The 14,159-nt window shown below is 71.5% G+C and carries 12 protein-coding genes; 7 read left to right on the top strand and 5 right to left on the bottom strand.

Annotated features, from left to right (window positions below; all coding sequences use genetic code 11):
• Positions 1–11: 11 nt before the first annotated feature.
• From ACQPZQ_RS23285 to ACQPZQ_RS23265, 5 genes are all read right to left on the bottom strand, one after another.
• Complete coding sequence (locus tag ACQPZQ_RS23285) at positions 12–2,156, bottom strand: FAD binding domain-containing protein (protein WP_433283977.1); 2,145 nt, start codon at positions 2,154–2,156, stop codon at positions 12–14.
• Between the two features lie 7 nt (positions 2,157–2,163).
• Positions 2,164–2,943, bottom strand: a complete 780-nt coding sequence (locus ACQPZQ_RS23280) for an enoyl-CoA hydratase/isomerase family protein (RefSeq protein ID WP_433283975.1) — start codon at positions 2,941–2,943, stop codon at positions 2,164–2,166.
• Complete coding sequence (locus tag ACQPZQ_RS23275) at positions 2,934–5,369, bottom strand: xanthine dehydrogenase family protein molybdopterin-binding subunit (protein ID WP_433283973.1); 2,436 nt, start codon at positions 5,367–5,369, stop codon at positions 2,934–2,936. Before ACQPZQ_RS23275 ends, ACQPZQ_RS23280 begins: the two co-directional genes overlap by 10 nt.
• A complete protein-coding gene (locus ACQPZQ_RS23270) occupies positions 5,362–6,870 on the bottom strand; it encodes a class I adenylate-forming enzyme family protein (protein WP_433283972.1) in 1,509 nt (502 codons plus the stop codon). Before ACQPZQ_RS23270 ends, ACQPZQ_RS23275 begins: the two co-directional genes overlap by 8 nt.
• Positions 6,871–6,965: 95 nt before the next feature.
• Complete coding sequence (locus tag ACQPZQ_RS23265) at positions 6,966–7,457, bottom strand: N-acetyltransferase family protein (RefSeq protein ID WP_433283970.1); 492 nt, start codon at positions 7,455–7,457, stop codon at positions 6,966–6,968.
• Between the two features lie 156 nt (positions 7,458–7,613).
• On the opposite strand from ACQPZQ_RS23265, the gene ACQPZQ_RS23260 reads away from it, so the two are divergent.
• The 7 genes from ACQPZQ_RS23260 to pxpA all read left to right on the top strand — a co-directional run bounded on the left by ACQPZQ_RS23260 (position 7,614) and on the right by pxpA (position 14,154).
• Positions 7,614–8,174, top strand: a complete 561-nt coding sequence (locus ACQPZQ_RS23260; protein ID WP_433283968.1) for a PadR family transcriptional regulator — start codon at positions 7,614–7,616, stop codon at positions 8,172–8,174.
• Positions 8,175–8,232: 58 nt separating this feature from the next.
• Complete coding sequence (locus tag ACQPZQ_RS23255; RefSeq protein WP_433283966.1) at positions 8,233–8,841, top strand: sulfite oxidase-like oxidoreductase; 609 nt, start codon at positions 8,233–8,235, stop codon at positions 8,839–8,841.
• A gap of 3 nt (positions 8,842–8,844) precedes the next feature.
• Positions 8,845–9,573, top strand: a complete 729-nt coding sequence (locus tag ACQPZQ_RS23250) for a ferredoxin reductase (protein WP_433283964.1) — start codon at positions 8,845–8,847, stop codon at positions 9,571–9,573.
• 328 nt (positions 9,574–9,901) lie between these two features.
• Positions 9,902–11,581, top strand: coding sequence for a purine-cytosine permease family protein (locus ACQPZQ_RS23245; protein WP_433283963.1), 1,680 nt, complete (start codon positions 9,902–9,904; stop codon positions 11,579–11,581).
• Positions 11,578–12,381 (top strand): 5-oxoprolinase subunit B family protein, encoded by an 804-nt coding sequence (locus ACQPZQ_RS23240; RefSeq protein WP_433283961.1) that lies wholly within the window; start codon positions 11,578–11,580, stop codon positions 12,379–12,381. Before ACQPZQ_RS23245 ends, ACQPZQ_RS23240 begins: the two co-directional genes overlap by 4 nt.
• A complete protein-coding gene (locus ACQPZQ_RS23235) occupies positions 12,374–13,393 on the top strand; it encodes a biotin-dependent carboxyltransferase family protein (protein WP_433283960.1) in 1,020 nt (339 codons plus the stop codon). The genes ACQPZQ_RS23240 and ACQPZQ_RS23235 overlap by 8 nt, the downstream gene beginning before the upstream one ends.
• The gene (pxpA, locus tag ACQPZQ_RS23230; RefSeq protein ID WP_433283958.1) at positions 13,390–14,154 is read left to right on the top strand and encodes a 5-oxoprolinase subunit PxpA; all 765 of its coding nucleotides are present in this window, start codon (positions 13,390–13,392) and stop codon (positions 14,152–14,154) included. Before ACQPZQ_RS23235 ends, pxpA begins: the two co-directional genes overlap by 4 nt.
• The last annotated feature ends 5 nt before the right edge of the window (positions 14,155–14,159 follow it).

The following is a 14,159-nucleotide window of genomic DNA, read 5'->3' as shown; positions in this document are numbered from 1 at the left end:
GAACCGGTGGCTCAGTGCCTGCGGCGCGCTGTGATGCGGCGCCGCACGGCGGCGAGGAGCGAGCCGATCGCGAGCCGGAGTGGGGACGCGCGCCGCGCCGCAGGCGCCTCCCGCCCCGTGGCGGCGGCGTCCACCGATCTCGCGAACTGCTCGAAGAGCCGCCTGCTGACGTCGCCGGCGAGGGCGCGCCCGAACTGGGCGATGCGTCCGGACAGGTAGAGATCTGCGTCCGCCCGGAGCACGGTGCCGCCACCCGGCCCGGGCTCGGCCCGTAGCCGGATGTCGGCCTGCGTGGCGCTGCCGCCCGCGTCGGAGCCCTGGCCGATCAGGCGGAGCCGGTGATCGGCCGGATCGCGGTCGATGATCTGCGCGAGGCCTGCGAACGAGAGCTTCACAGGGCCGAGGGCCACACCGGCCCGGCCCCGGTACCGGTCCCCGCCGAGCACCTCGGTGAGCTCGGCGCCGGGGAGACAGGCGACCATGCGCTCGACGTCGGCGAGCACCGCCCACACGGCGTCGACCGGGGCGGTGAGTTCGCTGGTCACCTCGACCGAGGCGGTCGGGGCCCCGGCCGGGACGGACAGGCCGGTCACGGCGGAGACCTCGCGCCCGTCCGCGTCGCCGGGTGTGGCGGGCTCGCGTCCGGCGGCGAAACCCTCGACCGCTCCCCCGCCGCGCCCCACCAGCGGCCGAGCGACACAGTTCATCGGCTCCGGCACGCCCCCGGGATGCGCGGCGGCGACGTCGGCCACGGCGGCGAGGATGCCGCGGTAGCCGGTGCAGCGGCACAGCACACCTGACATCTGCTCGGGAAGTTCCTCAGGGGTGACCGGCCCGCCGACAAGCAGGTCGTAGGAGCTCATGAGCATCCCCGGGGTGCAGAAGCCGCACTGCAGCGCATGGTGTGCGGAGAACGCCTGCTGCAGCGGGTGCTGCTCGTCGGCGCGGCCGAGCCCCTCGACGGTCACGACCTCGGCACCGTCGCACTGCACCGCGAACAGCAGGCAGGCCCTGGCCGCGGTGCCGTCGACGAGCACCGTGCACATTCCGCAGACGCCGTGCTCGCAGCCCAGATGGGTGCCGGTGAGGCCGAGGTGCTCGCGCAGCGCGTCGGCGAGATGCATCCGCGGGGGCACGCGGACGGTGACCTCACTCCCGTTCACCCGCAGCGTCACAGCCACGAGCTCCTGCGCCTCCACCCGGGCCTGCGCTCGTGCGGCCACACCTGCGCCCGTGGAACGGCCGGCACGGTCGGGCGACAGCTCCGTCCGGTCGGGCCGCTCGTCCGCGGGACGGTCCGGCGCGGCGGTGCGGTGCGCACGGGACAGCTCACGGGCGGCCAGCACCGTCAGCAGCCGGCGCCGGTAGCCCGGGGAGCCGTGCGCGTCACCCGCGGTGTCGACCAGCTCGGCGGCGAGCTCGGCGATCGCGTCCCGCAGCGGCTGCTCCGCCCCGCCGGTGGCCCCGACGAGGTCGGTGACGTCCCTGGTCACCGGGCGGTCGGACACCCCGAACGCCGTGAGCCGGGCGGCGAGCAGAGTGCCGTCGTCACCGCGGTGCACCCGCGTGGCCACCCCGGCCAGCGCGAAGTCGCCGTGGCGGCGGGCGATCTCGCCGAAGCCGTACCCCTCCCCCGGTGCGGCCACCGGGAACCGGACGGCGAGGAGGACTTCGTCGGGGGTCAGGGCGGTGGTCATCGCCCCGGCGAAGAACTCCCCGGCCGCGACGGTGCGCCGGCCTCCGGGGCCGGCGAGCTCCAGCACGGCATCGAGGCAGCAGGCCACGGCAGGTAGCTCCGCCGCCGGGTCGGCGTGGGCGAGGCTCCCGCAGACGGTGCCGCGGCTGCGCAGCTCCCGGTGCCCGACGAAGGGGAGCGCCATACCGAGCAGGGGTACGGCACGGGCGTGCTCGGACCGTTCCACGGCACGCTGCCGGACCGCCGCTCCGACGTGGAGGGCACCGCTGTCGACGCCGATCCGGTCCAGGCCGTCGACGGCGGTGATGTCGACGAGCGTGGCGGGCCTGCCCAGGCGCATCGCGAGCACCGGCACCAGCGACTGCCCGCCCGCGAGCACCTTGGCGTCGCGGCCTGCGAGCTCGGCGAGTGCGTCGTCGAGGCTCGTCGGGCGGACGTAGGCGAACGGTGCCGGTTTCATGGGCTCGTCACCGTCCGGTGAACTCCGGCTTCCGCTTCTCGGTGAACGCGGCGACCCCCTCGGCGAAGTCGTGGGTGGAGCGCAGCATCGCGTAGGCCTTCCGTTCCAGTTCGATGCCCGTGTAGAGGGGGCCGTCGGCGCCCTTGTCCAGCACCTCCTTCGCCGTGCGCTGAGCGGCGGGCGAGAAGGCCGCCATCCGCCCGGCCAGCTCGTCGACGGCGGAGTGGAGCGCGTCGCGATCGTCGTGCAGGCCGGCAACGATCCCCCAGTCCAGCGCCTGCGCGGCCTGGATGCGGGTGGCCGTCATGATGTGGAACTTGGCGCGGGAGAGCCCGATCAGCCGGGCGAGTCGCTGCGTGCCGCCCGAACCCGGGATCATGCCGAGGTTCATCTCCGGCAGCGCGAACTGGCTGCGCACAGTGGCGAGGCGGATGTCGCAGGACAGGGCCATCTCCAGGCCCACGCCGAAGCAGTAGCCGTCGACCGCGGCGATCACCGGCTTCGGGCTGCGCGCGGCGGCGGTGACGTTGTGGCCGAGGTCGGTGAAGTCGATGGGGTCGACCTCCATGAAGCCCGCGATGTCGCCGCCCGAGGTGAAGTGCTCACCGTCCGAGCGGACCACGACGACGCGCACGTCCGGATCGGCGTCGATCACGGCGAACCGCTCCGCCACCGCCTGGCGCATCTCCCAGGTGATCACGGTGTAGGGGCCGTTGGACAGGGTCAGGTACGCGACCCGCCCCTCGTACCCGCGCTCGAGCAGCACCTCGCCGCCGGTCAACGCCATGGTGGGGTCTCCTTCTCGTTCTTCTCGATGAGCTGGTGCAGCACCTCTCCGTGCAGCGGCAGCCGGGTGATCTCGACGCCGGACGGCGCGAGCGCGTCGGCCACGGCGTTCGCGAACGCGACCGGGAAGCTCATCGACGAGCCCTCCCCGCAGCCCTTCGCGCCGAGCGGGGTGAGCGGAGACGGGCTCGCGATGTGGTCGGTACGCAGGTCGAAACCGGCCTCCGCGCTCGTCGGACAGAGGTAGTCGAGGAAGGTCGCCGACGTCGGTTGCCCGGATGGGGCGTAGGTGAACTCCTCGTACTGCGCGCCCCCGAGCGCGTGCACCAGCGCGCCGTGCACCTGGCCGTCGAGGAGCTGCTGGTTGAGCACCGTGCCGGCGTCGTGGACCGAGCAGACGCGGTCGATCGTGATCTCGAGGGTGTCCGGATCGATCCGCAGGGCGACGAGCTCCGCGACGAACCCGTAGCAGAGCGAGGAGTTGATGCGGTCGTCGCGCGTGGCGGCGCTGGTCTCGCGGGGGGTGAAGGCCGCCTCCTCGTAGAGCCGGGCCGACGTGCCGGGCGGCAGCGACGCCGGATCCCAGTGCACCACCCCCGCGGCGTGCCGGAACTGCACGCTCGCCCCGGACGGGTGCGCCACAGTGCCGTCAACGAGGCACAGCTCGTCGGCGGGCAGGCCGAGCATCACCGAGGCCGCCGCACGCAGCGTCGCCGCGATCCGGTCGGCCGCTTGCACCACCGCGCTGGTGACGAGCGGCGCGAAGCGCGAGGAGTAGCTCCCCGACGTCACCGTCCACGGCGTGGTCGCGGTGTCCATGTCGACGACGACGCGCACCTGGTCGACGGGCAGCCCGAGTCGCTCGGCGGCCACCTGGCGGGCCACCGTGGCGTGCCCCTGACCCTGAGGCACCGACCCGAGCAGCACCGTGACGATCCCCTGCACGTCGACGGAGATGCGCACGTGTTCGGTCGATCCGGACTTGTCCCGCCCCGGCTTGCGCTGCTCCGACGGCGTCGCGAGCCCGACGTAGCCGATGTTCGTGCCGGACGGGTCGACGACGAGCGCGACCCCGATGCCGAAGTGCACCCCCTCGGCGCGGGCTGCGGCCTGCCGCTTCCGCAGTTCCCCCAGGTCGGCGACCTTCACCGCGAGGTCGACGGCGGCCACGTAGTCACCGGAGTCGTAGCAGCCGCCGGTGGGCGTCTCGTACGGGAACGAACCGACGAGGTTGCGCCGGCGGACCTCCACGACGTCGAGCCCGGTTCTGGCGGCCACCGCGTCCATCAGCCGTTCCAGCCCGAAGTACAGCTGCTGGCCGCCGAAGCCCCGGTTGAGCCCGGTGGGCATCGAGTTGGTGACCACCGCGCGGGCCCTGATCTCGACCGCCCCGATCCGGTACGGCCCGGTGATGTTGCCGTAGCAGCGGTAGAGCGTGGACGGCTCCGGCGGCCGCAGGTAGGCGCCGACGTTGTCGACCAGGTCCGCCCGCAGGCCCGTGACCTCGCCCGACGCTGTCACGGCCGCCGCGAAGCGCATCACCCGGTCCGCCCCCGACGAGCTCGCGAGCAGGTGCTCGACACGGTCCTCCGTCCAGCGCACCGGCGTGCCCGAGTGCTTCGAGGCCAGCGCCATGAGCACCACGTACGGGTAGATCCCCGCCTTGATGCCGAAACTGCCGCCGATGTCGGCCGGGACGTGCAGCCGCACGGCGGACGTCGGGATGCCCAGTGCCCCCGCCATCACCGGGACCATCGTGAACGGGCCGTGGAAGTTCGCCCACGCCTCGACGCCGGGCCCGCTGCCGGTCTGCTGCCACTGGGCGATGACGCTGTAGCACTCCATCGGCACCGACGAATAGCGCGGGAAGTCGTACTCGCCCTCGACGACGTACCCACCGTCGCGCTCGGCGCTCGCGAACGCCTCGTCCACCGCGCCGAACCGGAAGGTGCGGTCGGTGGCCACGTTCGAACCGGCCTCCTCGTGCAGCAGCGGCGCTCCGGGCGCGAGCGCGGCCCGCGCGCCGATCACGACGTCGAGCGGCTCGTAGTCCACCGCGACGAGCTCGGCGGCGTCCTCCGCGGTGAACCGATCCCGCGCGACGACGACCGCGATCGGCTCCCCGACGAAGCGCACCTTGTCGACGGCGGTCGGGTAGTAGGGCATCGCGGCACCGGTGGACAGCGGGAACGGGCGTAGCGCGGCGCGCACCTCGTCGGGCCCGATCACCGCGGCGACGCCGGGGTGCGACCGGGCCCGGGACAGGTCGACCGAGCGCAGCCGGGCGTGCGGCTGCGTGGACCGTACGACCGCTGCCACCAGCGTGCCGGGGAGCGGGTCCATGTCGTCGAGGAACCGCCCCTGCCCGGTGACCAGCGGACCGTCCTCGATGCGCGACGGCACCCAGCGCCGGGCGTCCTCAGGCATCGGCCAGCGCCTCGAACTCGCCGGCGACCAGCGTGCGCCGCAGCGTCTTTCCCACTCCGGAGCGCGGGATGGCCCCGACCGCGACGACCCGCTTGGGGCGCTTCAACGACGGGAGCACCGAGCGGGCGTGTGCCGCGGTGGCCGCCACGGCCGCCGCCGGGTCGGTGGCCTGCGCCGGCACGACGAACGCGGTGACCGCCTGCCCCCACCGCTCGTCGGGCATGCCGACCACGCACACGTCGGCGACCGCCGAACAGCGCGCGAGTGCCGCCTCGATCTCGTCGGGGTAGATGTTCTCCCCGCCGGAGTTGATCATGTCGTCGACCCGGCCTGCCACCCACAGGTCGCCGTCGTCGTCGGCCGTGGCGAGGTCACCGGTGTAGTACCAGCCCTCCCGGATCGCCTTCTCGTCCGCGTCCGGGCGCTGCCAGTAGCCGGCGAACGCCTCGGGGCTCGCCATCGACACGATGACCTGCCCCTGCTCCCCCGGACCCACCAGCGCGTCCGGCGGGGCGCCGTCCTCGGGGGCGACCAGCCTGACCTCCGAGAAGATCCCGGCGCGGCCGGCCGACCCGGGTTTGGCCGCCACGTCGGGGCCGATCGTGAACGTGTAGATCTCGGTGCTGCCGAAGTGGTTGACGAACGCGGTGGGCGCAAGGGCCGACACGAGCTGCTCCGCGAGCGTCGGAGTCATCGCTGCTCCCGCGTAGGCGAGCCGATCCACGCTCCGCGCCTCGCCGAGGCGACCCGTGTGCAGCAGTGACCAGAAGATCGTCGGCACGAGGTAGAGCGAGGTCACGTTCTCGGTGCGGATCAGCTCCAGCGACTCGGCCGCGTCGAATTGGGGCTGGGCGATCCAGGTCCCGCCGACGACGATGCTGGTCAGCAGCGTGCGCAGGCCCATGGTGTGGAACAGCGGCATCACGCCGAGCACGACCTCACCCTGGCGCTGCTGCGTCTGGACGGCATGTGCCACGGCCGCCGTGTGCTCGGCTCGGTGAGAGCGCGGCACCCCCTTGGGCCGCCCGGTGGTGCCCGAGGTGTAGAGCACCACGCTCACCGAATCCTCGCCCGGGACGTTCGGGAGTGCGCCGTCGGGCTCGTCGGCGGCCATCGCGTCGAGTTCCGCCGCGGTCCGGAGGGGCACATCGCCCGCGGCGGCCGACGCCCGCTCCACCGTGGTCTGGTCGGTCACCAGCAGCACCGCGGCTGAGTCGCCGATGCAGTACCGGAGCTCCTCGGCCCCGAACCGCGTGGAGAGCGGCACGGAGGCCGCGCCCAGCTTCTGCGCGCCCAGATGCAGGCTGGCCAGCGGCTCGCCACCGGCAAGGGAGAACGCCACACGGTCGCCCGGGCGTACGCCTGCGGCCGCGAGCGCCCGCGCGAGCTGGTTGGTGCGGGCGTCCCATTGGCGATAGGTGAGGGCGCGCCCGGCTCCACCGACTGCGCGACGCCCGGGATGACGCCGCGCTGCCCATCCCAGAGTGGTCGCCAGGTCCATAGCCCTCCCCTGTCACACCATCTGTCTCGGACGGTACTGAGGAGAGGTTCGACCGGCAACCGGGAAGCGCCCACAGGGCGACGTGGTGCCCGGGCTCAGGAGCCGAGCGTCAGGTACATCACGTGCAGGCCCACGTACCCGTGCGCCCGCGAGCGGAACGCACCCGGCACCGTGCCGACGATCTCGAAACCGAGGCTCTGCCAGAGGCGGACAGCCGGGAGGTTGGTCTCGACCACGGCGTTGAACTGGATGCCGCGGTAGCCCTCGTCGCGGTGCCACTGCAGCACGTCCTCGCCGAGGCGGCGGCCGACACCGCGGCCGCGCACCGCCTCGTCGACCATGAACGACGCCGTCCCGACGTGGCTGCCGCGGCCGGGACGGTTGGGGCCCATCGTGGCCGACCCGAGCACCCGCCCGTCCTCCTCGAGGACGATCGTGCGGGCCGGTGGCCGCATCAGCCAGCCGTCGCGAGCCTCCTCGGTGGTGAGGTCGGCCCGGTAGGCGTAGGTCTCGCCCGCCTCGATGATCCGCGAGAAGAACGGCCAGATCTGCGGCCAGTCCTCTTCCGTGGCCGTCCGGATCGTCATGACTCGCGGATCAGGTCAGCAAGGAGTTCGTCGGTCCGGTAGGGCGCGCAACTACGGGCTCTCACGTTCGTGACGCTAGCCCCGAGGCCCCTCACGAAGCACAAGGCACCGGCTAGACCGGACGGTCTCACCCGGATGGTCCGGTACGATCCGACGGTGCCTGCAGTCCGACTGTCCCCGACGTCCTACGTCGTACTGGGGATGATCGCGCTACGCGGCCCGTCCACGCCGTACGACCTCAAACGGGCCGTGGGGCACTCGGTCGGCTACTTCTGGAACTTTCCCCACGCCCAGCTGTACTCCGAGCCCGACCGCCTCGCCGTCGCGGGGCTGCTCGCCCTCTCCGTCGAGGACACCGGGCGGCGGCGCAAGACCTACTCCATCACCGGCGCCGGGCGCGAGGCCCTGCGCAGCTGGTTGGCCTCGCCCACCGACGAGCACTTCCAGATGCGCGACATCGCCGAGCTCAAGCTGTTCTTCAACGAGGTCGGCGACCCTGCCAACGTGCCGAATCTCGCCGCCGAGCAGATCAAGCAGCACGAGCAGCGCATCGCCGTCTACGAGGGCATGGTCGAGCGGTTCGGCGACGATCCCGCGAGCCGCCCCCGGATGATCACACTGGAGCTGGGTCTGGAGATGGAGCACGCCGCGCTACGGTTCTGGACGGCGCTCGCGGAGGGCGACCTCGACCGGCTGCGCCGCGCTCGCAAGGCCTGAGGAGCACTCCGCCCGTCGCCAGGAGGAATGAATCCGGCACCCGGAGGCTTAGCAAGGTATGGCAGGCATCACACGAGGATTTCTGGGGCGCCGCGGCGACCGCGACCCACGGCTACCTCCGGGCCAGTACGACGCGCGCGACCAGTGGCCGGTGCTGCATGCCGAGGCCACCCCCCGGATCAGGACCGAGACGTGGACGTTCACCGTCGAGGGCCTGGTCGAACAGGAGGTGAGCTGGACGTGGGACGAGATCCGCGCCCTCCCTCGCGCCCGCTACGAGGGTGACATCCACTGCGTCACCACGTGGTCCAAGTTCGGCATGACCTTCGATGGGGTCTCGGTCGACACGCTGCTGGCCGCGGCACGCCCGCTGCCCAGCGCCTCGTACGTCGTCGCCTTGTCGCACACCGGCTACACCACGAACCTCCCGCTGGCCGACGTCACCGACGGCAAGGCCTGGGTCGTCTGGGACGCCGACGGGCACCCGCTCACCGCGGAGCACGGTGGCCCCGCCCGGCTCCTCGTGCCGCATCTCTACTTCTGGAAGAGCGCGAAGTGGGTGTCCGGACTACGCCTGCTCGACCACGACGAGCCGGGGTTCTGGGAACGCAACGGCTACCACGACCGCGGTGACCCGTGGCTCGAGCAGCGCTACCAGGGAGACTGACCGATGACCCTCACCCCCGGTGGCACCACCCACCGCCGCACGCTGCGCTGGCAGACCGCCCAGGTGCTGTCGGTGCGCGAGGAGACGCCGCGGGCCCGCACGTTCCGCCTCGCGCTGCCCGAGCCCCGCCCACACCTCGCAGGCCAGCACTACGTCGTGCGACTCACGGCGCCCGACGGCTACACCGCCTCACGCTCGTACTCGGTGGCGTCCGCTCCCGACGGCACGGGCGAGATCGAGCTCACCGTCGAGCGGCTGGAGGGCGGCGAGGTCTCGGAGTTCCTGCACGACGTCGTGCGTCCCGGCGACGAACTGGAGGTCCGCGGCCCGATCGGTCTCTTCTTCGTCTGGGAGGGCGAACGGCCCGCGCTTCTCGTCGGCGGTGGTTCCGGCGTGGTCCCGCTGATGGCCATGCTGCGCCAGGCGCGGGCAATCGGCCGCGGCGACCTGCTGCGTCTCGTGGTGTCGGCACGCTCCCCCGGCGACCTGTACTACGCCGACGAGCTGCCCGGCCCCGAGTCCGTGGTGCTCTACACCCGGCAGACCCCGCCGGGCGCGGGTCGCACCGCCGGACGCATCGCCGTCGCCGACATCGCACCGCTGGTGCGCGGCGACGAGGACGTGTACGTCTGCGGCTCCCCCGCCTTCGCCGACGCGGCCACCGACGTGATCATCGGCGCCGGGATCCCGGCGGAACGCATCCGGGTGGAGCGCTTCGGGCCGTCCGGCTGAGCGCCCGCGCGCCAGTGATCAGGTGTCCCTGAGCTGCCGATATTCCGGCGCGCCGTGCGGGCGGGAGAGGGAACACGCCAGGCACAGCCACTCGTCCACCGAGCCCTCGATGCAGTGGCAGCCGTGGTGTTTTTCCTGCATTGCGAAGTCCCGGAACAGTGGCGTAACGGGTGAACCGCCCCACTGTGCACCTGCACAATCCGGCGCGCCGTCCACTGGAACAGCATCCCTTGTTGGCTCTCTTGCTCGGTGATGGGATTTCGATCCAAGCGCGCCGGAAAAGGCCGCCTGGGGGTGCGGCCCTCAGCTGACGCAGCGGAGGGCGACGATGGCCACCACATCCAGCGGAAGCGCCGGTCCCCGGCACGTGAAGGCGGCACTGATACCGAAGGGAAAGCAGGCGCGCCGCGAGGCCGCGGAGGACTACGCGCTGCGTAAGGTTCCGGCGCACTGGAAGCGGCCGGCGCTCAGCTTCGCGATGTCGTTGAGCGGCCTGACGTCGTCGGTGTTCTTCCTGGCGCTCGGCGGCCAGCTGACCCTGACCTTCGGGTTTCCCTCGGCCATGGCCGCATTCGTGGCCGGGACCGTGCTCGGCTGGCTCGGTTCGGCCGTGATCGCGAGGGTCACGGCGATGACCGGCCTGGACCTGGACCTGATCACACGTGGGAGCGGGTTCGGGTTCCTCGGATCGGCGATCACGTCGTTGATCTATGCCGTCAACTGGATGATGTACGCGGCGATCGAGGCGGCGTATCTCGGCACCGCGCTCCACGCGGAATGGCCGGTTCTTCCGGAGCCGGTGTGGTTTCTGCTCACCGGTTTCGTCTCCGTGCCGATCTGCTGGTACGGCTTCACGCAGAACGACTTCGTGCAGCGCTGGCTGGGGCCGATATTTCTGGTGGGACTGGCGTGGCTGGTCATCGCAGGCGTCCAGCATTCCGGCCTGTCCCCGTCGTTCAGCAGCCCTGGTTTCTCCGCGGTCGGATTCTTCGGCGCGCTGGGTGCCCTGCTCCCCAACGTCGTCATCCAGATCCTCGGCACCGGCGATTTCTCCCGTTTCATCCGCAAGACCGAGGTGAAGCGCGCCATGGTCGTCGGCCCGTTCGTCGTGATCGCGGCGGTCTACCTGATCTCGTTCCCGGCAGGCGCGGTGCTCGCGCTGTACACCGGGAGCGACAACCCGGGCAGCTACATCACCGGCGTTCTCGGCCTGTTCGGGGTGATCTGGGTGACCGCCACGCAGCTGCGGATCAACAACATGAACTTCTACAGCGGGTCACTCGCGCTGGCGAACTTCGCATCGCGGATCCTGCACTGGGTGCCCGGCCGCCGCTTCTGGGTGGTCTTCGTCGGCGCGGCCGCTTTCGTCGGCGCGATGCTGCACGTCGAGGAGCACCTGATCGGGGTCGTGTCCTTCATGGGCATCTTCTGCCTGGCCTGGCTCGGAGTGCTCATCGCGGACATCTGTGTGATCAAGCCGAAGCTGCGGGTGCCGCCCACCCACATCGAGCACCGTCGCGGATACCTGGCGAGGTGGGGGGTCCCCGCGCTGGGCAGCCTGCTGGTGGGTGCGGTGGTCGGTGCCGTTCTGTCGATGGCGGCGATTCCCGACGCGTCCACGGGCCCGATCCTCGGCGACGTCCTGGCCTTCGGCATCGGGTTCTGCGGTCCGATCGTGGTCGAGCTGGTGGCCAAGGGCCGTTTCACGCGGCTGGACCGGCTGCCTGACCCGGACTGGGTCGACGACTTCTCCCGCTCGGACGAGCAGATGGAGTCCGACGAGAACATGCTGGCCTGCGGCAACTGTGGCGAGAAGGTGATGCGCCAGGACATGGTGACCTGCCCCGTCACCGACTCCCATGTGCTCTGTTCGGTCTGTTGCGCAGCGCACCGCACGTGTGGCGAACGGTGCAAGACCGACGACTTCGGCCAGTCCGATGCGGACATCCGGCGGCACCTCGACATCGTCGCGGTGCGGCGCGACACGCGGCCGGTGGAACAGTCGTGAGCGATGACGTCGTCTTTCGTCCCCTGGGCGACATGGCGCTCTCCGTCGAGTTCGGCGACCGGATCGAGCTCGCGCTGAACTTCCGGGTGCTGGCGCTGGATCGCGCGCTCACCGACACCGGTACGCCCGGCGTGCGGGAGACGGTGCCGACGCACCGTTCGCTGGGCGTCGTGTACGACCCGGCCGTGATCCGGCGCCGTGACGTGGAACGGCTGATCACGGATCTCGTAGCCGACCTGGCCGAGCTGACCGAGTTCCCTTCGCGGCTGGTGACCATCCCTGTCTGGTACGACGACCCGTGGTCGCAGGCTTGCGCGCGGGCGCACGGCGTGGACAACAACATCGACTACCTCGCGCAGACCAACGGAATCTCCCGTGAGGAGGTGATCAGCCGCCACGCCGGCGTGCTCCACTGGGTGTCCGCGGTCGGCTTCCAGCCGAGCACGTACCAGGCGGTGCCCCTGGGACGGATGAGCCTGACCGGCCCCAAGTACGAGCGTCCGAGGCAGTGGACGGACCCCGGGCTCGTGTGCCTGGCGGGCACCATCACCTCCTACTACCCGGTGCGCAGCCCGGGCGGCTACCAGTTGCTCGGGCGAACCCCGATCGATCTGTTCGACCCGCTGCAACGCACGCCGGCGTTCGCGGAGAGCCCGGTCCTGCCGCGCGTCGGCGACCGGCACCGGTACGTGCCGATCGACGGCGCGGAGTACGCGGAGATCCGCGCGCACGTGGTGGCCGGTGAGTACGAGCACGAGATCGAGGACGGGGTGCAACGGCTGGAGCCGACCGATGCATGAGCTCAACGTTCTCGAGGTGCTGCAACCGGGCCTGCAGACCACGGTGCAGGACCTCGGGCGCCCCGGGTACCTCGCCGACGGCATTCCTCCGTCGGGCGCGTTCGACGGGCCCGCCCTGAAGCTCGCGAACCTGGTGGTGGGCAACGATGTCGGCGACTACGTCCTGGTCGGGACGGATCCGGGTGCTGCCGGGCTGGAGATGCTGCTCGCCGGCCCGACGCTGCGGGCACTGGGCAGCACCGTGATCGCGGTGACGGGCGCCGACATGCAGCCTCGGGTCAACGGCGAGCCCGTCCCGATGTGGACCTCGATCGCGGTGCGTGCGGGCGACGAGATCGCGCTCGGCGCGGCCCGGACCGGCGCCCGCACCTACCTCGCAGTGGCCGGGGGCATCGCCGTGCCGCCCGTACTGGGCAGCCGCGCGACCAACGTGCGGGCGGGTATCGGCGGGTACGCGGGGCGCGCGCTGCAAACCCGGGATGTGCTGGCCGCCCGGCCCCGCCGCCGGCGTGTGGAGGAGCTGGCGGGTCGCCGCATCCGACGCGACCGGCTGCCCGGGTACCGTCCCGTGCTCCGTGTGGTCCTCGGGCCGCAGGATCACCTGTTCACGCCGGAGAGCGTGCGCACCTTCCTCGATACGGCCTGGCGGCTCTCGCCCATCTCGGACCGCATGGGGTGCCGGTTCGTCGGCCCGCCGCTGCACTTCCTGCCACGGCCGGACCACCTGGTGGGCCAGGCGGGATCCGATCCGTCCAACATCGTGGACGACGCCATCTGCGTCGGGTCGATCCAGGTGCCCAGCGGGCTGGAGCCGATCGTGATGGGTGTGGACGGTCCCAGCCTCGGTGGCTACGCGAAGATCGCCACGGTGATCAGCGCGGACCTGCCGGCGCTCGCCCAGCTACGACCGGGCGATTCCGTGCGGTTCTGCGCTGTCGATTCCGACGAGGCGCTCGAAGCCCATATCGCTGCCCGATCCATCGGTTTCCCCGATTTCCTGGAGAAGAAGTGAGCTGGCAGATCAACATCAATTCGGATATGGGTGAGGGCTACGGGCGGTGGCAGCTCGGTTCGGACGAAGAACTCATTCCGCTGGTGCCTACCGTGAACATCGCCTGCGGATTCCACGCCGGCGATCCCCGCATCATGCACCGGGTGACGGCGGCCGCCATCGCCGCGGGTGCCGACGTCGGCGCCCACGTCGCCCTGCCGGATCTGCGCGGCTTCGGACGGCGTCCGATCGACATCGATGCCGATGATCTGCGCGACGATCTGCTCTACCAGATCGGCGCGCTGGACGCGTTCGTGCGGGCGGAGGGCGGCACGATGCGGCACGTCAAGCCACACGGATCCCTCTACGCCATGTGCAGACGGCACGAGCACTACGCCCGCGCGCTGCTGCATGCCGTCGCACGTTACGACACGAGCTTGATCGTGATCGTCGGGCAGGGCTGGCCGGAACGACTGGCCGACTCCTACGGCCTCACCGTCCGGCACGAGGGCTACATCGACCTCGACTACCAACCCGACGGATTCCCGCAGGTGGAGCCGGTCAAGAAGGCCTGCGACCCGGACGAGGTCGCCCGGCGCGCCGTCGCGATCGTCAAGGAACGCACGGCGAGGGCGCTCGACGGCTCGCGGATCGAGGTGGTGACGCCGACCCTGTGCCTGCACGGCGACATGCCCAATGTGCTGGAGGTGGCCGCACGGGTGCGGGACCGGCTGGCCGAGGAGGACATCGAGATCGTGGATCTCGCGTCCGCGGTCCGCTGATCGGC

Source organism: Pseudonocardia sp. CA-142604, assembly GCF_050948475.1.
GTDB classification, from domain to species: domain Bacteria; phylum Actinomycetota; class Actinomycetes; order Mycobacteriales; family Pseudonocardiaceae; genus Pseudonocardia; species Pseudonocardia alaniniphila.
Note: the sequence above shows the minus strand (reverse complement) of the source record. Positions and strands in the feature narration are given on the sequence as shown.

Bases quoted from the DNA above. Each gene is read 5' to 3' on its own strand.
- ACQPZQ_RS23285 (WP_433283977.1), bottom strand. From the start codon at position 2,156: ATGAAACCGGCACCGTTCGCCTACGTCCGCCCGACGAGCCTCGACGAC.
- ACQPZQ_RS23280 (WP_433283975.1), bottom strand. From the start codon at position 2,943: ATGGCGTTGACCGGCGGCGAGGTGCTGCTCGAGCGCGGGTACGAGGGG.
- ACQPZQ_RS23275 (WP_433283973.1), bottom strand. From the start codon at position 5,369: ATGCCTGAGGACGCCCGGCGCTGGGTGCCGTCGCGCATCGAGGACGGT.
- ACQPZQ_RS23270 (WP_433283972.1), bottom strand. From the start codon at position 6,870: ATGGACCTGGCGACCACTCTGGGATGGGCAGCGCGGCGTCATCCCGGG.
- ACQPZQ_RS23265 (WP_433283970.1), bottom strand. From the start codon at position 7,457: ATGACGATCCGGACGGCCACGGAAGAGGACTGGCCGCAGATCTGGCCG.
- ACQPZQ_RS23255 (WP_433283966.1), top strand. From the start codon at position 8,233: ATGGCAGGCATCACACGAGGATTTCTGGGGCGCCGCGGCGACCGCGAC.
- ACQPZQ_RS23250 (WP_433283964.1), top strand. From the start codon at position 8,845: ATGACCCTCACCCCCGGTGGCACCACCCACCGCCGCACGCTGCGCTGG.
- ACQPZQ_RS23245 (WP_433283963.1), top strand. From the start codon at position 9,902: ATGGCCACCACATCCAGCGGAAGCGCCGGTCCCCGGCACGTGAAGGCG.
- ACQPZQ_RS23235 (WP_433283960.1), top strand. From the start codon at position 12,374: ATGCATGAGCTCAACGTTCTCGAGGTGCTGCAACCGGGCCTGCAGACC.